This is a genomic window from Glutamicibacter sp. BW78 (assembly GCF_002332245.1).
Classification (GTDB): domain Bacteria; phylum Actinomycetota; class Actinomycetes; order Actinomycetales; family Micrococcaceae; genus Arthrobacter_H; species Arthrobacter_H rhombi_A.
Genome location: NZ_NRGU01000039.1, coordinates 384,954 through 407,459, shown reverse-complemented (window position 1 = coordinate 407,459; position 22,506 = coordinate 384,954). Strand labels below are relative to the sequence as shown.

Annotated in this window: 23 protein-coding genes and 1 tRNA gene; 13 read left to right on the top strand and 11 right to left on the bottom strand. The window is 64.2% G+C overall.

Annotated elements, in window-relative coordinates; translation table 11 throughout:
* Positions 1-7 precede the first annotated feature (7 nt).
* Positions 8-1,006 carry a phosphotransferase gene (locus tag CIK75_RS14740; RefSeq protein ID WP_086994023.1) on the top strand — a complete coding sequence of 333 codons (999 nt, stop codon included), beginning with the start codon at positions 8-10 and terminating at the stop codon, positions 1,004-1,006.
* Here CIK75_RS14740 and CIK75_RS14735 read toward each other — a convergent pair.
* Positions 1,003-1,848 carry a glycerophosphodiester phosphodiesterase gene (locus tag CIK75_RS14735; protein WP_086994026.1) on the bottom strand — a complete coding sequence of 282 codons (846 nt, stop codon included), beginning with the start codon at positions 1,846-1,848 and terminating at the stop codon, positions 1,003-1,005. The two genes, CIK75_RS14740 and CIK75_RS14735, sit on opposite strands and share 4 nt — an antisense overlap.
* A 32-nt stretch (positions 1,849-1,880) precedes the next feature.
* On the opposite strand from CIK75_RS14735, the gene CIK75_RS14730 reads away from it, so the two are divergent.
* On the top strand, positions 1,881-2,564 hold the full coding sequence (locus CIK75_RS14730; protein ID WP_143269146.1) for a hypothetical protein: 684 nt from the start codon (positions 1,881-1,883) through the stop codon (positions 2,562-2,564).
* A 40-nt stretch (positions 2,565-2,604) separates the two neighbouring features.
* On the opposite strand, the gene CIK75_RS14725 is transcribed toward CIK75_RS14730, so the two are convergent.
* From CIK75_RS14725 to CIK75_RS14705, 5 genes are all read right to left on the bottom strand, one after another.
* Positions 2,605-3,414: a Cof-type HAD-IIB family hydrolase gene (locus tag CIK75_RS14725; protein WP_086994032.1), complete on the bottom strand. Its 810-nt coding sequence runs from the start codon at positions 3,412-3,414 to the stop codon at positions 2,605-2,607.
* A gap of 27 nt (positions 3,415-3,441) precedes the next feature.
* Positions 3,442-4,356 (bottom strand): carbohydrate kinase, encoded by a 915-nt coding sequence (locus tag CIK75_RS14720; protein WP_086994034.1) that lies wholly within the window; start codon positions 4,354-4,356, stop codon positions 3,442-3,444.
* Positions 4,357-4,437: 81 nt separating this feature from the next.
* Complete coding sequence (locus tag CIK75_RS14715; protein ID WP_086994154.1) at positions 4,438-5,265, bottom strand: alpha/beta hydrolase; 828 nt, start codon at positions 5,263-5,265, stop codon at positions 4,438-4,440.
* A gap of 3 nt (positions 5,266-5,268) precedes the next feature.
* Positions 5,269-6,078: an enoyl-CoA hydratase-related protein gene (locus CIK75_RS14710; protein WP_086994036.1), complete on the bottom strand. Its 810-nt coding sequence runs from the start codon at positions 6,076-6,078 to the stop codon at positions 5,269-5,271.
* A gap of 57 nt (positions 6,079-6,135) precedes the next feature.
* On the bottom strand, positions 6,136-7,401 hold the full coding sequence (locus CIK75_RS14705) for a carbamoyl-phosphate synthase (RefSeq protein WP_086994039.1): 1,266 nt from the start codon (positions 7,399-7,401) through the stop codon (positions 6,136-6,138).
* A gap of 179 nt (positions 7,402-7,580) precedes the next feature.
* Here CIK75_RS14705 and CIK75_RS14700 point away from each other — a divergent pair, with 179 nt between their 5' ends.
* Positions 7,581-8,972 carry an OFA family MFS transporter gene (locus CIK75_RS14700; protein ID WP_086994042.1) on the top strand — a complete coding sequence of 464 codons (1,392 nt, stop codon included), beginning with the start codon at positions 7,581-7,583 and terminating at the stop codon, positions 8,970-8,972.
* The gene (locus tag CIK75_RS16385) at positions 8,969-9,115 is read left to right on the top strand and encodes a hypothetical protein (RefSeq protein ID WP_179204193.1); all 147 of its coding nucleotides are present in this window, start codon (positions 8,969-8,971) and stop codon (positions 9,113-9,115) included. The genes CIK75_RS14700 and CIK75_RS16385 overlap by 4 nt, the downstream gene beginning before the upstream one ends.
* Before the next feature lie 46 nt (positions 9,116-9,161).
* Here CIK75_RS16385 and CIK75_RS14695 read toward each other — a convergent pair whose 3' ends face one another.
* Entirely contained in the window at positions 9,162-9,887 is a 726-nt protein-coding gene (locus CIK75_RS14695) for an FCD domain-containing protein (RefSeq protein WP_086994044.1), read from the bottom strand.
* Between the two features lie 128 nt (positions 9,888-10,015).
* Between CIK75_RS14695 and CIK75_RS14690 the strand changes: the two genes are divergently transcribed.
* Positions 10,016-10,558, top strand: a complete 543-nt coding sequence (locus tag CIK75_RS14690; RefSeq protein WP_086994047.1) for a gluconokinase — start codon at positions 10,016-10,018, stop codon at positions 10,556-10,558.
* Positions 10,559-10,581: 23 nt separating this feature from the next.
* Positions 10,582-11,982 carry a gluconate:H+ symporter gene (locus tag CIK75_RS14685; protein WP_086994050.1) on the top strand — a complete coding sequence of 467 codons (1,401 nt, stop codon included), beginning with the start codon at positions 10,582-10,584 and terminating at the stop codon, positions 11,980-11,982.
* A gap of 51 nt (positions 11,983-12,033) precedes the next feature.
* On the opposite strand, the gene CIK75_RS14680 is transcribed toward CIK75_RS14685, so the two are convergent.
* Complete coding sequence (locus CIK75_RS14680; RefSeq protein WP_158225979.1) at positions 12,034-12,792, bottom strand: substrate-binding domain-containing protein; 759 nt, start codon at positions 12,790-12,792, stop codon at positions 12,034-12,036.
* Positions 12,793-12,837: 45 nt separating this feature from the next.
* Between CIK75_RS14680 and CIK75_RS14675 the strand changes: the two genes are divergently transcribed.
* Positions 12,838-13,239, top strand: a complete 402-nt coding sequence (locus CIK75_RS14675) for a DUF5997 family protein (RefSeq protein ID WP_086994056.1) — start codon at positions 12,838-12,840, stop codon at positions 13,237-13,239.
* Positions 13,240-13,336: 97 nt separating this feature from the next.
* Here the strand turns inward: CIK75_RS14675 and CIK75_RS14670 are convergent, their stop codons facing one another.
* The 3 genes from CIK75_RS14670 to CIK75_RS14660 all read right to left on the bottom strand — a co-directional run bounded on the left by CIK75_RS14670 (position 13,337) and on the right by CIK75_RS14660 (position 14,774).
* The gene (locus CIK75_RS14670; protein WP_086994058.1) at positions 13,337-13,768 is read right to left on the bottom strand and encodes a universal stress protein; all 432 of its coding nucleotides are present in this window, start codon (positions 13,766-13,768) and stop codon (positions 13,337-13,339) included.
* A 59-nt stretch (positions 13,769-13,827) separates the two neighbouring features.
* A complete protein-coding gene (locus CIK75_RS14665; RefSeq protein ID WP_086994061.1) occupies positions 13,828-14,526 on the bottom strand; it encodes a dienelactone hydrolase family protein in 699 nt (232 codons plus the stop codon).
* 164 nt (positions 14,527-14,690) lie between these two features.
* Positions 14,691-14,774, bottom strand: a tRNA-Leu gene (locus CIK75_RS14660).
* A gap of 277 nt (positions 14,775-15,051) precedes the next feature.
* On the opposite strand from CIK75_RS14660, the gene CIK75_RS14655 reads away from it, so the two are divergent.
* Genes CIK75_RS14655 through CIK75_RS14630 form a run of 6 tightly spaced genes read left to right on the top strand, consistent with a single transcriptional unit; the run spans position 15,052 to position 22,488 of the window.
* Entirely contained in the window at positions 15,052-15,792 is a 741-nt protein-coding gene (locus CIK75_RS14655) for a DUF3662 and FHA domain-containing protein (RefSeq protein ID WP_086994065.1), read from the top strand.
* A complete protein-coding gene (locus tag CIK75_RS14650) occupies positions 15,789-16,271 on the top strand; it encodes an FHA domain-containing protein (protein WP_086994067.1) in 483 nt (160 codons plus the stop codon). Before CIK75_RS14655 ends, CIK75_RS14650 begins: the two co-directional genes overlap by 4 nt.
* 1 nt (position 16,272) lies before the next feature.
* Positions 16,273-17,685: a PP2C family serine/threonine-protein phosphatase gene (locus CIK75_RS14645; RefSeq protein WP_086994070.1), complete on the top strand. Its 1,413-nt coding sequence runs from the start codon at positions 16,273-16,275 to the stop codon at positions 17,683-17,685.
* On the top strand, positions 17,682-19,160 hold the full coding sequence (locus tag CIK75_RS14640) for an FtsW/RodA/SpoVE family cell cycle protein (RefSeq protein ID WP_086994073.1): 1,479 nt from the start codon (positions 17,682-17,684) through the stop codon (positions 19,158-19,160). The genes CIK75_RS14645 and CIK75_RS14640 overlap by 4 nt, the downstream gene beginning before the upstream one ends.
* Positions 19,157-20,605 (top strand): penicillin-binding transpeptidase domain-containing protein, encoded by a 1,449-nt coding sequence (locus CIK75_RS14635; RefSeq protein WP_086994076.1) that lies wholly within the window; start codon positions 19,157-19,159, stop codon positions 20,603-20,605. Before CIK75_RS14640 ends, CIK75_RS14635 begins: the two co-directional genes overlap by 4 nt.
* Positions 20,602-22,488 carry a protein kinase gene (locus tag CIK75_RS14630; protein WP_086994079.1) on the top strand — a complete coding sequence of 629 codons (1,887 nt, stop codon included), beginning with the start codon at positions 20,602-20,604 and terminating at the stop codon, positions 22,486-22,488. The genes CIK75_RS14635 and CIK75_RS14630 overlap by 4 nt, the downstream gene beginning before the upstream one ends.
* Positions 22,489-22,506 lie beyond the last annotated feature (18 nt).

Genomic DNA, 22,506 nt, shown 5'->3' with positions numbered 1-22,506 from the left:
TCGGCCCGTGGCGCAGTGGAATGACTATTGGGGTACCCCGGACTGGCTCGAGGAGATCGAGGGCTGGGTCTCCATGGTGCTCGACGCCTACGATCTGCGAGGCACCGGCCCGTTGGAACGCGGGCCCATCCGGCTATGGTCCACCCAAGTCCTGGTCCCCACGGATCACGGCACCCTCTACGTCAAGGCGATCAATCCCGGCCAACAGGCAGAAGTTGCCGTCACCACGACGGCGGCCGGCATCGCCCCCGACCAGTTGGTCATGCCCCTGGCCGTGGAACCGATGCGTGGCTGGATGATCTCCCCCGACTACGGGGAGACGATGGCCAGAATCCCCAGCACCGACCACCAGCTGTGGGAGCGGATCCTACGCGATTTCGCCCGACTGCAGAAAACTCTCATCCCCCACGGTGACGAGCTCTTCGATGCGGGCCTGAACCAGTTCGATCCGCGGCATCTGCCCGCCTACATCGACGACCAGGTCATGTTCCACGCCACCCTGCCTTCCGAGCACCCGCTGCACCTTCCGGCCCGTGATGCGGAGGAACTCGATAGCCAGCTCGGTCCGGTGCGCACCATGTGCGAATTCTTGGCTGAAGCCGCGGTGCCGTTGTCCTTGGATCATAACGACCTGCACCGCGGCAACGCCTTTCTGCCGGCCTCCACGGACGAACCATTGCGTTTCCTTGACCTCGGCGACGCCTACTGGGCCCACCCGTTCTCCTCGCTGGCGGTTCCGCTGGCCACCATGTCCAAGGAGTTGAAGACGACGCCTGCGGATCCGCGCATCCGCCAAGCGGTGTCCGCCTACCTGCGGGAGTGGGAGGAATACGGCACACCGGCCGAACTCGGTCGTCTGATCGAACCTGCCCTACGTCTGGGCAAGCTGCAGTCGCACGGGACCTGGGTATCGATGCTGGCCGGGGCCAGCGACGCCGATATGGAGCGCTATGCCGTCCGGGCCCTGCGCCCGCTGGCAGAACTGGTCACCCCACTGACCCTCTAGGAGGCGGGGTGCGGCGGTAGCGGATCGGTCGCTTCGCGCTGCGGCCAGAGCCCCCGCGCGTTCATGACCGCGGCCAGAACATCGGCCCGGTCGGTCATCACCCCATCCACACCCAGATCCAGCAGCCGGTCCATATCCTGACGGTCGTTGACCACCCACACATGCACGTGGATTCCTGCCCGGTGGGCCTGGGCCAGGAAACGCGGGGTGATAACGCGTAGCGGGCCCTGACGTTCGGGAACCTGCAGGGCGGCGATCCCCCTGAGCCGGCATCGCAGCAAAGCGAATGAACCGACCTTGCTCATCAGCACAGCCAGCACGATGGTCACCAGGCCCGGGCTCGACGCCGTGGGGGCCTCCAGCAGGCGCAGCACCCGGTGGCGGCGTGCATCCGAGAAGGAGGCCACCAGCACCCGGTCGTGGGCCGCGTATTTGTTGATCAGGTTGGCGAACGGGGCCACGGAGGCTTCGTCCTTGATATCAACGTTCAGGCGGGCATCCGGCCAGGCGGCGAGCACTTCCTCGAAACGTGGGATCCGGCGTCCCGAGACCCTGACTGTGGCAAGCTCCGCATAGTCGTGGTCGGCGATCGCGCCCGTGCCGTCGCTCACCCGATCAAGTTCCTCATCATGGAAGACCACCACGACGCCATCCCGGGTGGTGTGCACATCCAGTTCCAGATATCCGAAGCCACGGTTGATCGCCGCGCCGAATGCCTCCATGGTGTTTTCACCACCGTCGAGTGACTCACCGCGGTGGGCAAAGGCCAATGGCCCATCGTCACGGGCGGGGCCACCAGTAGGATGCAGGTAAGGGAACCTGCTCGTTTGCCGAGTTCTCACAGTGCCGACTCTACCGCCCAAGGAGGTCCCCGGTGGGTGTAGCTACAGTGCACCACACGTTCGCCGCCCCGGGCCCTGACCCGCAGGCCAATGTCGAACGGATCCGCGCCTGGGCCGAGACCGCCAGCGACGCCGGCGCTTCCCTGCTGCTCACCCCGGAACTCTTCGTCACCGCCGAGCGGGCCACCGGGTCGGCGGCCCTCCGCGAGAGGCTCCGCACCATCGCGGTGGGCGCAGGGGTGGGGTTGATCGCCTCCACGGTGGAGACGTCCGGGCGGAAGGCCTTCATCGGGGCCCATTGGTGGGATGCCCACGGGGCCTTGGTGGCCCACACCCGCAAGCATCTTCTCGCCCACTGGCAACTGGCCCGCGGGTTCTCCTCGTGGGGCGGCACACCACCCATCATTCCCGAATCGGTATATTCCGTGTCGGGCCTACAGGGTCCGGTCGCCCTCGCCTTTTCCGCGGATGCCAGGGATCCCTCGATCGGCTATTACCTGCGCGATCACGGAGTCAGGACCATCCTCGCCCTCGATGACATCGGCACCCAGGAGCTGGCCTCGGTGAACACCGGCAGCTGGGCGCCGAAGAACACGGGGGTCCCGTTCCCGCAATCCGGCCTGCTGCCCGAGCCATTATTGCGCCCCCTGCCACGGGTTGCCGACTCCTGGTGGACGGGCCCGGGGCCTCGCCAGCCGACTGATTACGGTTCCTGAGCCGAGTCTCGGCAACCGCGAGGCGGGCGACGGACAGCGGTTAGAGGGGCTCTCCGGAGAGCAGGCGTTCAATCACCTGGGCGACACCATCATCCTGCAGTGACGCGGTGGTGCGCCCCGCGGCGGCCTTTGCCAGCGCATGCCCTGATTCCATGGCGTAGCCGCGTCCGGCCCAGGCCAGCATCTGCACGTCGTTGGGCATGTCCCCGAAGGCGATGACCTCGGCGGCGGTAACACCCAGTTCGAGCGCGTATTCGGCCAGCGTGACGGCCTTATTGACGCCCGGGTGCGACATTTCCAGGAGGGAGACGCCGGGGGCCGAATGGGTCACCGACACCAGATCCGCGACCTCGGGTTCCACGAGGGTTTGGAAGGCCTCTGCATCATATCGTGAGGTCTTGGCCAGCAGTTTCACGACGCCTTCGGCCTCCAGCCGGCCCACGTCGAACGGCGCTTCGGCCATCACCGGCAACCGGGAAGCCTCCTCGGCGTCGATGAAACCAGGTTCGAGCAGTAAACCGGAGAGGGTCTCCGCGGCGAACGTCGCCGCCGGCTCGAGGGTCTGGATGCGTCGGCGGACCTCGCCCACGGCGGGGCCCGGAACTTGGTGGCTGCCCAGGATCCGTTCGCCCTCAAGGTCGTAGACCAACGCGCCGTTGGAACAGATGACCGTTCCCAGATGGCCGAGCGCCCGTTGCACGGGGCTCAGCCAGCGAAAGGGGCGTCCGGTGACGAAGACCACGTGGATTCCTGCCGCACGGGCAGCGGCGAAAGCCCGAACCGTTCGCGGGGAAATCGTCTCGTCCGGGTGCAGGATGGTGCCGTCGAGGTCGCTGGCTATGAGTCGCATGGGTACCGGAGGCTCAGGGGTGCCCGGTCAGGAGATTTCGTCGCGCCGCGGCGGGTTGGCACCGGCCCGAGAAACGGTGATCGCGGCAGCCCGGGCGGCATAGTCGAGGATTTCCTCGAGCTGGGCAACCGAAAGCCCGCGCAGCGCCTCCCGGCGTGCCGCCCCGACCAGGCCGCGGTCCACGAGGGTGGACAGCAGGGCCGCCATGAACGAATCCCCGGCACCGACGGTATCGGCAACATCGACGACCGGTGCCTGGGTCCGCGCTTCGCCGGCAGCAACGACACCCCAGGGGCCGCCGGAGCCGTAGGTCGCCACGACCATGGCCGGGCCGAGTTCGAGCCAAGCGTGGGCCGTATCCTCGATGCTGCGTTCGGGGTAGAGCCAGGCCAGATCGGAGTCGCTGGCCCGCACCACATCGCTGAGGGCGACGAAGCGTTCGACATCTTCGATGGCCTGTGAATGATTGGTGACGAAGCTGGGACGCACATTCGGGTCGTAGGAGATCGTCGCATGTGGACGGGCGCGTTCCACGGCGGCCCTGACGGTGCCGGCACCGGGCTCCAGGACGGTGGCGATCGATCCGGTATGCAGCAGTTGGCTGTCGGCCAGGGCATCGGATGCTCCCGGGTCGAAGGCCGACAGATCCCAGACCATGTCGAACTCGTAGCTGGCCGCACCGACGGGGTCCAGGGTGCCGCGCGCCGTGGAGGTGGGCAGGGCATCGGGGGAGAGTACTTCCTGCACGTCGTTGGAGCGCAGGTGCTCGTGGATCATGGCCCCGTATTCGTCGTCGCCATAGCGTCCGACGAAGGAGACGGGATGGCCCAGTCGTGCCAGCCCGACCGCCACATTCATGGGGCTGCCCCCCACATAGGCCTGGGGCGCGGCGAGGCCGCCGGACAGCACGTCAACGAGGGCTTCGCCCATAACAGTCAGCACTACTCAACCTTACCTTTGCTCTCGGTGGATGCCTGAAGGCGCCCACCGGACGGTGTTCCCGTGCGCCGTCGCCCGACCCTGCTAGGCAGGAACGGCCAGTTCGGCCAAGGCCACCAGACAAGCATCCCATGCCGGGGTCCCGGGAGTGATCAACGCCTGGTGGTCACCGGTCGTGAAGACCATTCGTGCCGGGTCGCCTTGGGCCCGCGCCGCGTCCGTATAAGCCCGCGAAAGGGCCGAAGGAACATCTGCATCGGATTTACCGTGGACGGCGATGACCGGGACTCCGATGGGCAGCATCCGCACCGGGTCGGCCAGCTGCCAACGCCGCGGGTCCTCCTCCGAGGTGACTTCCATGAGCTTCACGGCCGCAGAGTGGCTGAGCTTGAGCCAATTCGCCATCCACAATTCCAGCACTCCTGCCTGGCTGACGACGCCGTCGACCTTCACTGCCGGTTCCGCTCCGGGAGCACCGGCGGGGAGTTTATGTCGGCCGGCGGCCCACGCCGCGAGATGCCCTCCTGCGGAATGGCCCAGAACGACGACGTGGCCCCGTTCCAGTCCTGCCTCGGCTAGCACCGGCCCGAGGGCGTCGATGCCTGCGGAAACATCCTCGAATGTTTCGGGCCATCCCCCCGTATCGGGGCCCCTGACCTCGGCATCGGTGGTCCGCCGATATTCCAGGTTCCAGACCACCCAGCCACGGCGGACCAGATCCGCGGCGAGCGGATGCCCCAGCGAGGCATCGTAGGTATCGCGCCAGAATCCACCGTGGATGATGACGATGACCCCCGGAAGCCGTCGCTCACTGGGTACATATAGTTCGGCGTATTGGCTCGGGTTCGGCCCATAGTGGTGGACCGAATCCGGTTGACGTCCGGGTGCCGCCGCGTCGTCCTGTGCTGCCATCACTCAGCGCCCCGGGAAGGCGGGGGTCTCCTTGGCCAGGAAGGCTGCCCGTCCGACCACCGAATCCTCGGTTGCGAAGGCCTCACGGAAGCTCTCCACTTCGGCTTCCAGGCCAGCGGCCACGGGGAGCCCGTTGATCCGGTTCAACGCCCGTTTGGTGTTGTCCACCGAGGTGGGTGCCTTGGTCGCGATTTCCTGAACAGTGGCCTTGGCCCCTGCCAGCAGGGCCTCGGCATCGTCGAAGAGCGCATTGGCCAAACCAATCCGCAGGGCCTCATCGGCCTTGATGCGGCGTCCGGTGTAGATCAGTTCGCGCGCCTGGCCCAGGCCGATGCGCTGCTGCAGGCGCACCGAGCCGCCAAATCCGGGAACCAACCCCAGGTTGACCTCCGGCTGGCCGAAGCTGCCACGGGCGCTGGTGTAGATGAAGTCGCAGGCCAGGGCGAGTTCGCACCCTCCACCGAGCGCAAATCCGTTGACCGCGGCGATCACCGGAACGGGCAGCGCCTCCAGCCGGGTGGTCACCGTATGCATCTGCCGGGCGTAGGCCTCGGCGGCGTCGGCGCTCATCGAGCTCATTTCGCGGATATCCGCACCGGCCACGAAGGCCTTATCGCCGGCACCGGTGAGGATGATCCCGCGGATGGGCCACTGGGCGTCAATGCCCACTGCTGATAGTTTCTCGGTCAAGGCCAAAAGGTCCTCGACCACGGCCGCTGCCAGGGCGTTCATGGCCTCCGGGCGGTTCACGGTCACCACCAAGGCGGAGCCGTCGGTTTCGAGAAGTAGCGTCTCGTAGCTACCGAAATCCATGTGTGCTTCCTTCCGGGTCGTCATTGACCAGCGCGGGGCGCCAGTCCCCCCAGCATGTCAGAGTCGCGGCGGGTGCTGGCGGAACTTGCGGAATTGGTTCAACGAGGTCAGCGCAATGTACCAGAGCCTACGGGGATGGCGTTCGGCGCGGTAGAGCAACGGGTTGGCCACGCGGCGGGTGCGCATCAGTTCGCGGGCCTTCTCCCCGACGGGGCCCCGCAGGTGACGGCGCAGCAGCGCCAGCGGGAGCACCGTGTAGAGCACGTGGGCATCGGCGACCAGCGGAGCAGCGTCGGGATCCGCGGCAGGCTGCTCACCGTCGTCGTACTCCGCTCCAAGGTACTCGCGGACGTAAAAGCGTGCCGCGTTATGGCCGGCAGCGCTCATGTAGTAGTGGTTTCGGCCCAGCCGCGGGTTCAGTTCGAAGAACTTCACCTGGCCGTCGCGCGGATCAAGTTTGGCGTCGAACATGGAGAATCCGGTCCACCCCAGGTGCTCGAGGATCCGTCGACCCTGATCGATGAACTCGTCGTTGACGCCGGTCACGATGGCCGCCGAATTCCCCAACACCAAGGGGGCGTGTTCCTCCACGACGACTTCCCCGTACGCGGCGAAACGGACGCGGGCGTCCCGGTCGGAGTAGAAGGTACACAGGCGCATGTTCGTGTCGCCGCCTTCGATGAGCTCCTGCAAAATGAAAGGGCTGGTATAGCCGGAGGCTCGGATGCGCGCGAGCAGATCGTCGAGTTCTTCGCGCGTGGCCAGGGTGTGGACCTTCTGCTTGCCGGCGAACTTCACATGGACCCAGGCACTGCTGTCTGCGGGCTTGCCGATCAGCGGGAACGGCAGATCCGCAGGCAACGGCTGCGGGGCGGCGGGTTCGTAGGTGATCGTCCGCGGATGCGGGATACCCAGCTCGGCGCACAGGGCATAGAAGTTCTGCTTCAGTGCCGCCCGTTCAATGGTCGCCGCCTCCGGATAAGGGATGGTGTACCAGGGTTCGAGTTCTGCGCGATGGGCGGTGATGGTCTCGACGTGCAGGTCCAACGAACCACAAAGCATGAGGGGCCGGGGGCGCTGCCCGTCGGCCGTGAGATCACGAGCCACCTGCACAAGATGTTCGACGACGCGGCCCGGGTCGGTCATGCTTCCCGCAGGTCGGACGTCGATGGCCACCGAATGCTCCAGCACCCCGTTGCTGCCCGCAGGAACTGCCACACTGACGACCCCGTAGGCCTCGTGGAACTCGCGGGCTAGCGAATAGGTGCCGATGTCCCCGCCGAGGATGACCGGGACGAACGGCTGTGAATCCAAAATGCGCATGGACTCCAATCTATCCGGATCCGGGCGCCTGTCCGAACCGGGCGCACGAGGCCACTAGGCAAAACACGTGAGCTGCAGCACAATAGCCTGAGGCAACCATCCGCAGGTTGTCCGCGCCTCTTTCACCGGAAACGTCGCGCATATTTTTCTGCGGTTTCACGGCAGGGAAGGCATATTCCATGGGGATTCTCGATCGATCGCATTCCATCGCCCCACCGGGGTTCAACCGGTGGCTCATCCCACCGGCGGCGCTGGCGGTGCACCTATGCATTGGGCAGGCCTACGCGACCAGCGTGTACAAAACAGCGCTGATCGGCCATTTCGAGGCCTCGCAAACGGCGATCGGGGTGATCTTCTCCATCGCCATCGTCATGTTGGGACTCTCGGCGGCCATCATGGGCACCTGGGTTGAACGCTCCGGACCCCGCAAATCGATGTTCGTTGCTGCCACGTTCTGGGCCTCCGGCTTCCTGATCGGGGCACTGGGGATCTTCTCCGGGCAGCTGTGGTTGGTCTACCTCGGCTACGGAATCTTCGGTGGTATCGGTCTGGGCATCGGCTATATTTCGCCCGTATCCACCTTGATCAAATGGTTTCCTGACCGCCCGGGCATGGCGACCGGCCTGGCGATTATGGGCTTCGGCGGCGGAGCGCTGATCGCCTCGCCGCTGTCCACGCAACTGCTCAAGGCCTTCGACCCCGCTTCGGGGACCGAAGGGTGGGTGGCCAGCGGCGACGCCGTGGGGCGACTGTTCGCCACCCTGGGCATCGTGTACTTCCTGGTCATGATGTACGGGGTGTTCAGCATTCGCGTTCCGGCCGATGGTTGGCGACCCAATGGTTGGGATCCGGCCCGGGTGAAGCATTCGCAATTGGTCACCCAGAACCATGTCTCGGCGGCCAACTCCATCAAGACCCGCCAGTTCTGGCTGATCTGGACGGCGTTGTTCCTCAACGTCACCGCGGGCATCGGCATCCTCGAGCAGGCCTCGCCGATGATCCAGGACTTCTTCCGGGCCGAGAACGGCATCTCGGCGGTTTCCGCCGGTGTGGCCGGAGGATTCGTGGGTTTGCTCTCCATCGGCAACATGGCGGGACGATTCCTCTGGTCGAGCACCTCGGATCTCATCGGCCGCAAGAACATCTACATGATCTACCTGGGTGTCGGGGCACTGCTGTACGTGATTCTGGCGTTCTTCGGCGGATCCAGCACCCTGCTTTTCATTCTGCTGGCCTTCGTGATCATCAGCTTCTACGGGGGTGGGTTCTCCACGGCACCCGCCTATCTGAAGGACCTCTTCGGCACCTTCCAGGTCGGGGCGATCCACGGACGCCTGCTGACTGCCTGGTCGGCAGCCGGGATCGCCGGCCCCCTCATCGTCAACGGCCTGTTGGATGCCCAAGGCAAGCCCGGCACGATGAATGCCCACAACTATTTGCCGGTGCTGCTGACCATGGTGGTCCTGCTCATCGCCGGATTCGTCGCGGCCGCACTGATCCGCCCCGTCGACCCGAGGTTTCATGAGCCGGAAAGAGAAACCGCCAGCACCACTGCCGAGGAGGCCCCATGAGCACCACAGGTTCCAGTACCCCCGAGCACATCCCGGTCAACGTCGCCCCGGCACGATTGGTCTTTGGGTGGATGCTGGTTGGTGTCCCTCTGCTCTACGGCGTGGTCACCACGCTCTCTCGCGTGGGCCAATTATTCCAATAGTCCCCGAAGCCGGGCCGGACCTTTCCTGAGGGCCAGCCCGATTCGATCAGTCGGGTAATTGTCCGTTATGCAACCGGTGCTCCAGGGCTGCACGAACCTCGTCGACGAGGACCTGCATATGCCGCTCCGCCCCGGGCCCGTCGGCGTCGGCCACCGCGGCAGCCACTGCCTCGTGTTCGGCCAAGGCCTCTTCACGAGGGTGGAAGGGCATCATGCCCTGATGGGTTCGACCGGAGAGTACTTCGGCGACCACACCGTCGAGTTCGGCGAACATCGAGTTGCCGCTGGCGCGCAGCAATAAGGAATGGAAGGCGATATCCACCGCCAGGAACTTTTCCAATTCACCCGCCTCCCCCAAGGAGCGCAGCTGCTGAGCGAGGGACGTGATCTCTTCGCGGGCCTGAGCCGTGGCACGCCGGGCGGCTCCGGCGGCCGCTAGGGGTTCGACGGCAACTCGCAGCTCGGTGAGTTCCGTGAATTGTCGTTCACGCCCCGGACCTGCCAGCCGCCAACGGATCACGCGGCGGTCATAGGCGTTCCAGAAGCGCGACTCCTGGACGACCAGCCCAATCCGTCGCTTCGGGTAGACCAGGCGCAAGGACTCCAGGACCCGCATGCAGTCACGCATCACGGTGCGGGAGACACCAAAGCGGGACTGCAGGGCCTCGAGCGTCAACCGGTCTCCCGGGGATAGCACCCCGTCAATGATTTCCCGGCCCAGGGTTTCGACAATCGGTTCCTGGAGCACTGTCGCGCCGGAGGGGATCTGCATACCCAACATCCTATGGTGCCCACCAGCCTGCGCGTCGTCGAACACTATCCCCGCCCCACCATAAGGTGTTATCTTTTATGCAGTCGGTCCACTGGACCGCGGCCAACGACGTCCTTCCAGGAGTAAACATGCCCCATCAGGCACCCCAGCCACCCCCCACCCACGTGGTGGTGATGGGCGTATCCGCTTCCGGCAAGACCACTCTGGCGAGCCTGTTGGCGACCCGCCTCGGCTGGCCTCTGGCCGAAGCCGATGATTTTCACCCCGCAACCAATGTCGCCAAAATGGCCTCCGGCACTCCGCTCACCGACGACGACCGCTGGCCCTGGCTGAGAACACTGCGCGACTGGATGGACAACATCCCGGGCCCGGGGACCGTGATGACCTGCTCGGCCCTGAAACGCAGCTATCGCGACCTGCTCCGCGAGGCAGACGGCGTCGTACGTTTCATTCACGTCGTGGTCGATCCCACCGTTCTGGCCGAGCGCATCAGCGTCCGGACCGGACATTTCATGCCAGGCACCCTCCTGCCCAGCCAACTCAGCACCCTCGAACCCCTCGCATCTGACGAGGACGGTTTCACCTTGCCCAACGACAGCACCGCCGAGGATCTCCTGACCCGCGCCTTGACCTCGCTGGATCTGGAACCGAAGAACTCGCCCCAGCAGTAAAAACCCACCCGACCGGAGAAACCATGACCCTCGAGAACTGGACCCAGACCCTGGGTGCCGGACCATTGCTCGGCATTGCCGCCGGCGCCATCGTCGTCCTGCTCCTGCTCATCATCCAACTGCGAATGCACGCCTTCGTCGCCTTGATCCTGATCAGCCTGCTGACAGCCTTCGCCACCGGGATCCCCGCCGGCAGCGTCGTCTCGGTACTCACCGACGGATTCGGCTCCACCCTGGCCTCGGTGGCCCTTCTGGTGGGCCTGGGTGCCATGCTCGGGCGCATCGTGGAGATGTCCGGCGGCGCCAAGGTGCTCGCCGACGTTCTGATCAGAAAATTCGGCGAAAAGCACGCCCCACTGGCCCTCGGTGTGGCCTCGCTGATCTTCGGGTTCCCGATCTTCTTCGACGCCGGACTCGTGGTGATGCTCCCGGTGGTCTTCGCCGTCGGACGGCGTCTGGGTGGCGGCGTACTGCTTTACGGACTGCCCGCCGCCGGTGCCTTCTCGGTGATGCACGTCTTCGTACCACCGCACCCGGGGCCGGTTGCCGCCGCCGAATTCTTCGACGCCAACGTCGGCTTCGTCCTGCTGATCGGCCTCGTCGTGGCGGTGCCCACCTGGTATTTGGCCAGTTACCTGTACGGCAAATGGGCCGGACGTAGGTGGGAATTGCCGATCCCGAGCCTGTTGGGCGAGGCCGATCCCGAACACGAAGCGAACCCGCCGGCCTTCGGCACCGTGATCTCCGTGCTCTTGCTGCCACTCGTGCTGATCTTCATGAATACCGGCCTGAACACGCTGGCTTCGGCGGGGGCCCTGCCCGATGGGGCCAAGGAGGCAGGCTGGTTCCAGCTGCTGCGGGCCATCGGTGAAACCCCCGTGGCCCTGCTGATCACCCTTCTGGTGGCCTCCGCCGTGCTGGGCATGCGCCGGGGTATGAGCAAGAACGCGATCGAACAGGTGATGGAGAAGGCCCTCGGCCCGGTCTGCTCGGTCATCCTCATCACCGGTGCCGGTGGTATGTTCGGTGGCGTCCTGCGCGCCTCAGGCATCGGCGACGCCCTCTCCGACGTGTTGGGTGACCTGGGCGTGCCGTTGATCCTGGCCGGTTTCCTGATTTCCGGCATCCTGCGCGTGGCCCAGGGCTCGGCGACGGTGGCCCTGACGACCGCTGCCGCGTTGCTGGCACCCGCCGTGGCCGGCGCCGGTCTGAACGACATCCAGTTGGCAACCATGGTCGTGGCCGTGGCCGCCGGCTCGGTGATCATCTCCCATGTGAACGACTCAGGCTTCTGGCTGGTCGGTCGCTTCTTCGATATGGACGTCAAGACGACACTGAAGACCTGGACCGTGTTGGAGACTCTGATCGGTGTGGTCGGTTTCGGTTTCGCGGCAGTGATCTTCGGCTTCGCCTCGCTGGGCTAGCCCGGCTGACCCACCAGCATCCCGGCCCCGCCGGGATGCTGGTGGCCGTTCTTAGCGACGCCCCCGCGCCGGACCGCCTCGTCGCTTACCGCCACCGGGTTTTCCTCCGGAGCTTCCGCCCTTCTTCCCACCTCCGGATCGCGAAGCGCCCGCAGCGGACTGGCCGCCGCGCTGGCGACGTCGCTGGGCCTGTTCGGCTGCTGAACGCTCACGCTCCTGCACCGAGGGCTGGCGGGAGGAATTGGCACGCCGGCCACGCACGATCCCGATGAACTCTTCCACTCGCGGATCTTCCGGCTCGTCGCCCAGCGGCTTCAACCAGGCAATGCCGATCCGGGTGGATGGCGTGCCCGTGACGATCTTCTGCACGACGTCCTTGCGCCGGTACAGGCGCCCAACGGACTGGGGAACGATCAGCAAACCGGTCCCCGCCCCGACCACCTCAAGGGCCATCGCCGCGCCGCCGACCTGCGGCGGATAATCTGCCATATCCAACCAGGTCTCGTCGACCAGTTCATCCAAGGGCACTTCGTCGTCGTACAACTCCAGAGCATGTTCACGCGGTGCGCACACTACGGGTAGTTCTTCGTAGAGCGGGATGACATGCGTTCGCTCGTCCGCGGGGTTTTTGCCATCGGGGAAGCGCATAAACACCAGATCTGCGACACCGCTGGCGAGCAGCTCCCGCGGATCGTCTCCGGCATCATCCATCGTCGCCTGGATTGGAATCCCTGGTTGGCGCTCCCGCCAACGGTCCAACCACTTATCCGGGGTCACGCCCGGCACGAACGCAATTCTCAGCTCAGCCACAACCGCAAGCCTACCGGCACCCCGTGCGCCCGGTAGGCTGGGAACATGAGTCAGAAATCCTCGCAGAGCATGAAACCGGCCACTGCCGCCAAGAAGCTTGGTGTGTATCTTCCCGCCACGCCTGCAGAGTTCCAGGAGGGCCCCCTCACCCGGGACGCCCTGAATGAATTGATGAACGAGCCTCCCGAGTGGCTAGTCGACCTCCGCCAAAACGGGCCGCACCCACGCCCGGTGGTCGCCCAGAAACTCAACGTCAGCATCTCAGGGCTCACGCGGGGCGGCGTCGAAGAAGCGCTGACCACCGCACAGATCAACGAATTGCTGGCCGACCGGCCCGAATGGCTGCAGAGCGAGCGCGCCAATATGGCCGACGTCCGCGCCGAAGAGACCCGCGTCAAGGAAGCCGATGCCCGCAAGGCAGCAGCACGCAAAGCCCAGGAAAGCTGAGCGGAAACACCCGCGTCTTCGAACCGCAAGGACGAACAGCAAACGGCGCCCCTCCCCACCGGGGACGGGCGCCGTTTGCCGGCTAGCCAGCTAGCGACTAGTTGGCGGTCTTCACGATGTAGACATCGCACGGGGCGTTCAGGGCGACGCTGGAGGCGACGCTTCCGAGAACCCGACCCAGACCCTTCATACCGACATTGCCGACGACGATCAGCTGGGCGCCGAGACGACTTGCCTCTTCGACGAGGGCATCCTGCGGCTTGCCCTTGACGGCGGAGGCCTTGATCGTTGCACCCGGAACCAGCTCACGCAGTTTGGTGGCTGACTTCTCAGCCAGCTTCTGCGCCTGTTCCGCGTCGTCGAGGATCCACGTATCGCTGCCGATCTGGACAACTTCGGTGTTGTCCTTGGTGTGGGCGGTGATCACCACGAGGTTGGCGCCCAGGCCGGCCGCCACCGTCGCAGCGCGCGTCGCCGCCTTATTCGCGGTCTCGCTGCCGTCGACACCGACGATAACTGTTCCTGACATGTGTTTCCTCCCTGTCTGGTGTGGCACCCTCGGTGCCACACCGCTTGGTCTTGCTTGGTCTACTTGGTCTTCTCCCGCAGGAAACCGACGGCCCGTTCCCAAGCCAATCGTGCCGCTTCCGGACGATAGTTCCCCTGGGGGTTCCCATCATTATGGAACGCATGCGGCGCTTCATAGTAGTGGAATGTGACGTCGGCCTCAGATTCATCCCGGAGTTGCTGCTCCTGCGCCCTCGCCTGATCCACCGGGAAGAGCTCATCTTCGGTCGCGTAATGCCCCTGAATGGCTGCCTTCACACCGGTAAACGACTCGGGGACCGCCTGGCCCACGCCATAGAAGGGAACTGCTGCGGCCATCCGCTCCCCTTGCTGTGCCGCAAGGGCCAGTACGAATCCGCCACCCATGCAGAAACCGATGGCCGACACTTTATGGCTGGTGACCTCACCAAGGCCGTGCAGGTAGTCGACGGCGCCCCCCAGCAACCGGGCTCCTTCTCCTTCGGACAGCCGCTGCATCATTTCTCCGGCTTCGTCGCCGTCATGGGTGATCCAGCCGCCGTATAGATCCGGGGCGAGGGCGACGAAGCCTTCAGCCGCCAGCCGGTCGGCAACGTCTCGAATATGGTCGGTCAGCCCCCACCATTCCTGGATGACGATGACACCAAGACCGCTCCCCGACGCGGGACGGGCCAGATAGCCGTAGGCATCCTGCCCCTGGGAGGGGAAAGTGACGTTCTGGTGAGCTGACTGTTCTGCCAAGGATGCACTCCTGCTCGTCGACGATCGGGTTCGCTTTCCCAGTCTATGCAGATCAAGCCCCCGGGTCTCCTCCCGGAGGACTCAATCGTCAGGTGAGCGGTGGTCCACCACATAAAAATGTCCCCCCTCCCGAATTCCGGGAGGGGGGACATTTTCTCAACTTGTGCGCGAGGGGGGACTTGAACCCCCACGCCCTTGCGGGCACTGGCACCTGAAGCCAGCGCGTCTGCCTATTCCGCCACTCGCGCAAGTTGCCGTTTCGAGTTTCCCCTGAACAGCGAGAACAATCATAACCATGCCCCCGGGGCAACACCTAATCGACCCTACGGTGTGATGAGTGGCACTCTGGGGAACTAAATACCCCGAAATTCTCGTTCCGTTATCGAAGAGAAGCCCCCACCGTCGGACGTTTCCGTGGCAGGACAAGTAGTATCGGAATGGCACAGGCCTCACGGCCGGCTGTTTCGTCACGCTCCGTGACCGGAGCGGCGTACAGGACAACCGACTTCGAGAGGAGCAGCGCCCATGGGTTTGGTAGACAATGTTGAGCGCGGTCTCGAAAAGCTGGTGACCAGCGTCTTCCGAGGCTCAGGCTCCGCCGAAGTCCAGCCGGTCGAGATTGCCAGTCAACTACGCAACGAGATGGACAACCGGACACTGACCTTGTCGCAGGGCCGCACCTTGGCCCCCAACTCCTTTAAGGTCCGTCTGGGAGCCGCCGACTTCGAACGAGCCAAGCAATGGGGAGCAACCCTGGCCGAGGAGCTCTGCGATATCGCTGTCAAGCACGCACGCTCGCAGCAATACACCCTCCAGGGACCGGTCACGGTTTCCTTTAACCGCGACGGCGACACCAAGGCCGGCAGCTTCTCCATTGACGCCACGATGGACAAATCGTCCACCCCCGCAGCTGCCTCCACCCCTCCGCCGGCGCCGACGGCTCCACCGCGTCCACCACCGGGTCAGCAGGCCGTCCTGGACATCAATGGCCAACGGTATGGACTAAACGCCGATTCCGTCGTGTTGGGCCGCTCCGCCGAAGCCGATATCCCCGTCGAAGACCCCGGAGTCTCGCGCCGTCATATCGAAGTCGTCCGTGAGGGGTCCCGGGCTTGGGCCGTGGATTTGGGATCCACCAATGGCAGCTACGTCAATGGCCAACGCGTGGTCGACCGCGAGGAGCTTTTCGACGGCTCCATCATTGCCATGGGCCGCACCCGCATCACGTACCGGCTGGTTCCCCGATCGAGCGGAGACAGCGCATGAGCGACCTCTTCCTGACCGCCCTGCGCCTTGGATTCCTGATCCTGTTGTGGATCCTGATCCTGAGCATCATCGCGGCACTGCGCCGGGACCTATCGATCGGCAAACGAGCGAAGACCGGTGAACCCACGGCGCGGGAGGTCCGCAAGAACCCCGAGTTGGCGCCCGAACCGGCCCCGCCCACCAAGAAAGCGGCACGCACTCTGGCCATTTTGGAAGGGCCCCTCACCGGGACCAGCCTGGATCTGGCTGCCAGCCCCATCCTGCTGGGCCGCGCCCAGGAGGCCACACTTGTCCTCGAAGACGATTACGCCTCCGGGCGACATGCCCGCCTCTTCCCGCAGGGCAGCCGCTGGTTCATTGAGGATCTCGGCTCGACGAACGGGACCTATCTGGGGGAGCACCAATTGACGCGCGCCCAGCCGGTGGACATCGGTCAGCCCATTCGGATCGGCAAAACCGTCATGGAGTTGAGGCCGTAGTATGGCGCTCACGTTGCGGTTCGCAGCGCGGTCGGATGTGGGGTTGGTCCGCGCCAAGAACGACGACTCCGGTTATGCCGGTCGCTATCTGGCGGTCGTGGCCGACGGCATGGGCGGACACGTCGGTGGCGATGTTGCCTCGGCATCCACCGTATTGGACCTAGTACATCTTGATCAGGACACGACCGTTGACGTGGAAACGGTGCTTCCTGACGAAATCCAGACAGCCAATTCCATCCTTAACGACTTGGTCAGCGCGAACCCGAAACTCTCGGGAATGGGCACCACCGTGACGGCGCTGCTGCTGACCGGAGACCGCTTCCAGTACGCCCATATTGGCGATTCCCGCGCTTACCGGCTCAAGGACGGTGTCTTCGAACAGGTCAGCAAGGACCACACCTTCGTCCAGCGACTCGTGGACGAGGGCCGCCTGCGGCCCGAGGAAGCCGAACACCACCCGCATAAGAACGTGTTGATGCGGGTCCTGGGTGACTCCGACGCAAGTCCCGAACTCGATATCGACCAGTTCCCCATCACACCGGGGGAACGCTGGCTCCTCTGCTCCGACGGCCTCAATGCCGTCGTCCCCGACCAAATCACCGAACGCATCATGCGCAAGGCGGGCTCCCTGCAACAGACCGTCGACGATCTGGTCGAGGTCACCCTCAAACATGGCTCCCCCGATAACGTCACCATCGTGATGGTCGAAGTGGCCGAAGATGTCGAGTACGAAGAACCCGTACTTGCCCCCGCCCGCGAACCCGCTCCGGATACCGGCCAACTACAGGTGGCCCAGCAAGGCGATCTGGAGGCTAGCGCTGCCGTCATCCGCCACGAAATGTCCATTCGACCCCATGTTCTGGTCGGGGCGGCCGATCTGGCCACCCAGACGGGCCAGATTCCGATGGTCACGCAACGGTCCGCAGAAAAGCGAGCCGCCGCGATCCTGACCCACAAGGCTTCCGAGCCCGATGAGGCGCCGGACGAGCGCGAATTTGATCCCATGCGCCGTCCACTGAACCGCGGTTGGCTCATCCCGACCTTCCTCACCCTGATGGGGCTGATCTTGGCCTCCGTCTTGTGGTTCGGTTTCGCGTGGACCCAAACCCAGTACTACGTGGCAGATTACGACGGCAAGGTGGCCATCTACAACGGCGTCTCCCAAGATCTCGGACCGATCAAGCTCTCCCACGTCGACACCGTCACGCATATTCCCACGGAAGCCTTGCCCGCCTACACACAGCAGCGCTTGCGCAACTCGTTGGCTGCCCGCGACCTCGCTCATGCCCAGGACATTGTCTCCGAACTGCTCATCAGCGCGAAACAGGCTTGTCCGGTCATCGTCCCAGCCGATCCGCAGTCCGCCGACTCCCCGCCGGGCCTACCCAACTACTGTCAGGAGGTGACACCGTGAGTGAAACAGCAGAACTGGAAACTGCACCCATTCCACGGCGCAACACCGAACTGGTGCTGTTGATCGTGGCCCTCGCCGTCGCGGTGGGCGCCAACTACCTCGTCAGTTTGAGCAACACTGATGGCTTCGACGAAGGTTTCCTGACCCAGGGAGCCGTTCTGGCCGGCATGGCCCTCATCATGCACATCGTGCTGCGGATCTGGGCGAAGTATGCGGATCCGATCATTCTTCCCTGCGTCGTGGCCCTCAACGGCATGGGAATCGCGATGATTCACCGGCTAGACCTCGTCAACAACGACGACGCGGCCACCCGCCAGCTGCTCTGGACGGGTGTCGCCATGGCCGCTGCCATCGCCACCTTGTGGGTCGTCCGGGACCACCGCATCCTGCGCAAAGCCCCCTACACCTTTCTGGCCATCAGTGCCCTGCTGCTGATCCTGCCACTCGTTCCAGGCATTGGCAGGGAAATCAACGGCGCCCGCATTTGGATCGGCATCGGACCGCTCTCCTTCCAGCCCGGGGAACTCGCGAAGATTTCCCTCGCGCTCTTCTTCGCCGGCTATTTGTCGACCCACCGGGACCTGATCCTGCTGGCCGGACGCAAAATCGGCCCACTTCAGTTGCCCAGGATCAAGGACCTCGGTCCCATGGTCGTCGCCTGGCTCGTCAGCATCGGCGTCTTGGTCATGCAAAGCGACCTGGGCTCCTCCATCTTGTTCTTCGGCCTCTTCATGGTCATGATCTACGTGGCCACAGGCCGCATCAGCTGGATCATCATCGGTCTGGTCATGGTCGTCATTGCCGGTTTCTTCGCAGCCCAGGTCATGTCCCACGTCGCACTTCGGCTGAACTCCTGGGTCCACGCCTTCGACCCCTCGGTCTACGATCAAACGTATGGCGGGAGCCGTCAGATCGTCCAAGGTCTGTTCGGCCTCGCCAACGGCGGCCTCTTCGGCACCGGTATCGGCAATGGTCGGCCGGACTTCGTCCCGTTGGCCAATTCAGACATGATCATCACCGCCCTGGGCGAGGAGCTGGGCCTCATCGGCCTGGTGGCCATCATCCTGCTCTTCGTCATCCTGATCAGCCGGGGGATGCGTGCCGCCCTGGGCAGCCGGGACGCCTTCGGTAAATTGCTCGCCGCCGGCCTGTCATTCACCATTGGTCTGCAGTGTTTCGTGGTGATGGGCGGGGTGACCCTGCTGATTCCCTTGACCGGTCTCACGACGCCCTTCATGTCGGCCGGAGGGTCTTCCCTCTTGTCCAACTGGATCATCATGGCCCTTTTGCTTCTGGTCTCCCATAACTCCCGGCGCCCGGCCACCACGGGGCCGCTCAACGAACGGGATATGGCCGCCGCCGGGCCTGACATCAGTGCGAAGGCGAAAGCCAGAGACGAAGAAGATGTCAGACGTCGGGCCAAGAAGGCGACGTCCAAAGCGCCGACCGCAGCACGAAAGGGGGACACGGCATGAACACCGCCATACGCCACGTGTGGATCGCCATCGTCTGCCTGTTCGTCTTGGTCTTTGGTGCGTTGAGCTACATCCAGTTCTTTGCTGTCAAGGACCTCAACGCGAATCCGCTCAACACACGGCAGCTATACAAAAACTTTGATCTGGCCCGCGGCGCCTTGCTGGTCGACGGAACACCGATCGCCGAATCCGTGGCCTCCGATGACCAATTCGACTACCAACGCGTCTATCACGACCCCAAGTTGTATTCGCATCTGACAGGGTTCTACTCCTTGACGTACGGCGCCAACCAGCTCGAGGGCGTGATGGACGACGAGCTCACCGGGCAGAGCGACTCACAGTTCTACAGCCGCATGATCAACTTGTTGACCGGGCAATCAGATGAGGGTGCCTCGGTCGAGCTCACCATCGATCCAAACCTCCAGAAAACGGCCTACAACCTGATCCCCGACGGACAGCAAGGGACCATCATCGTCTCCGCGCCAAAGACGGGCAATATTCTGGCCATGGTGTCCAAGCCCAGCTACGACACCAACCTGCTGGCCGTACACAGCGGGAAGATCGCCTCCGCGAACATGGCGCAGATTCTCAAGACGCCCGGGCTAAGCCCAAATATCAACCCGGCCATCGGCCGCCTGATCTCCCCAGGCTCCACCTTCAAGATCCTCGACCTCGTCGCTGGTCTCGAATCGGGGAAATACGATCTGGATTCGGTCTACGACAACCCGACGAGCATCACGCTTCCGGGCACTTCCACAAAGGTGAGCAACTTCGGGCAGGGTATCTGCGCGAACGAACCCCGTGCCAAGCTCGAGTTCATCGTCGCCCAGAGCTGCAACACCCCCTTCGTGGCCATGAGTGAAGCGGTCGGACAGGACGCCTTGCGTGATGTCACCGAACGCTTCGGCTTTGGCCAGCAACTTCAGATTCCACAGCGCGTCACCCCCAGCAAGTTCCCGACCGACCTCACACCCGACCAATTGGGGTTGTCTTCGATCGGGCAGTTCGATGTCAAGGCCACACCCTTGCAGATGAACATGGTCGCCATGGGTATCGCCAATGATGGTGTCGTCATGAAACCCAACCTGATCAAACGGGTCACCGCTCCGGATCTGAGCGTGCTGGAGGAACCGAAACCCGAGGAATTCAGTACGGCAACATCCAAGAAGGTGGCCAACCAGGTCACCGAATTGATGCGCGCGCCGCTCAAGGGAGGAACTGCCTATACGGCTGATATTCCGGGGCTGGATATTGCGGCGAAGACCGGTACGGCGCAACTCGGGGACGGAACTGATCGGGTCAATTCGTGGATCACCGGATTCGCACCCGCGGATGACCCGGAGGTCGCTGTCACCATTGTCATAGAAAAGACCGACTACGAGACCGGCCACAACCTGACCAGTCCAAACCTGAAGAAGATGCTAGAGGCGGTGTTCAATAAGTGAGGCCTACATCGGGTATCACCCTGGGCGGTCGGTTCCAACTGACCGATCGGATAGCCATCGGCGGTATGGGCGAGGTCTGGAAGGCGCGCGACGAGATCCTTGGTCGCATCGTCGCCATCAAGATCCTCAAGGAGGAATACACGGGCGACCCCGGTTTCCTTCAGCGTTTCCGCGCCGAGGCACGTCACACCGCATTATTGAATCACGTAGGCATCGCCAACGTGTTCGACTACGGCGAAGAGGGGGGTTCGGCCTACCTGGTCATGGAATTGGTTCCCGGCCAGCCGTTGTCTGCCATCATCGAACGCGAACGGGTCCTGTCCCCTGACAGAACCATGTCCATCATCGCCCAGACCGCGCGTGCCCTCGCCGCAGCCCATGCACAGGGTCTGGTCCACCGGGATGTGAAGCCTGGCAACCTGCTCATCCTGCCCGATGGTCGGGTGAAAATCACCGACTTCGGCATTGCCCGTATCGCCGATCAGGTTCCCCTGACCGCCACGGGACAGGTCATGGGCACCGCTCAGTACCTGGCCCCTGAACAGGCCACCGGGCAGCAGGCCAGCGGGTCTTCGGACATCTACTCCCTCGGCGTCATCGGCTACGAGTGCTTGGCCGGTCGTCGACCGTTCACCGGCGAATCACAGATCGCTATTGCGCTGGCCCAGGTCAACGACAACCCTCCGGCACTGGATGAATCCATCCCGGCCAAGTATCGGGCCCTCATCATGTCGATGCTGGCCAAGAGTCCCGCGGAGCGCCCCGAGACGGCCACGAAGCTAGCTGAAGCTGCGGACGCGATCCGGGCCGATAATCTTGATGCGGCGCAGACCGCCGTCCCGGGCATCATCCCGTTCTTGGGAACCGGCGGGGGCAACGCCACGCAGGCCATCAACGTGGGGGATGCACCCACCCAGGCCAACCCGCAGACCCCGGAGGCGGGATCGGGGACTCCGAGCACCAGCGCCCTCCCCCTGGTCTCCGATCAGACCACTCGCGGACCACAGGCCAGCAAAGAGTACGACGACGCTGACGCCACCCGGGTCCAAGGCGCCGCTGCCGCGGGCGCAGCCGCAAGCAGTAGCAACGACGATGACTTCAACTCGGTCCTCGGTGCCAGCAAGGATTGGGATCCCGATGACGAGGGCGGCGCCGCAGTTGGTGCTGGATCGGGCGCCGGCGGAGCCTCAGGCGGTTCCGGGACTCCTCCGCGCAAAAAGCGGAATCCCTGGATCTGGCCCCTGATCGTCATTGTTGTCTTGGCCTTGCTGGCGGTCTGGCTCGTCCCCATGTTCACCGGCGACAAGACGGGCAACGAGTCTCCCGCTTCAAGTAGCGAGCAGTCCTCCCAGAAGACCGTCAAAGTCGACGCCGACGACTACCTCGGTATGGACGTGAAAAAGGCCGCGTCCGAGTTGAAGGACCTTGGTTTGGATGTTTCGACCAAAGAGGAAGAATCCAGCAAGCCGGAGAATTCGGTCGTTGGTGTTTCTCCCACCGGTACCGTCAAGGTCGGCACCGTGATCGAGCTGAGTTACGCCGTGCCACTGCCGGTGGAAAACACTCCTCCGCCTCCACCTGTGCAAGAGACCAAGACCAAGGCGCCCGCCTCGACCAAGAAGTCCACGCCGGCTCCGAGCACCAAATCCTCGAAACCCTCCAGCACCAAGGCCAGTACCTCGGCACCGGCACCGGCACCGACGACACAAGCCCCGCCGACGAAGCCCACCACCCCGAAACCGACGGTGCCGCCCAAGGAAACGGCACCGTCAAAGCCCCCGGTCGAGCAGCCACCGGAACCGAGCAACCCGGACGCCGCCAACGCCGATAATGGGTCGACCCAAAAGCTCGAGCAGGCCGCCGCGAACGACGCGGGTAAATAACGCTGAGGCGTGCAGAGG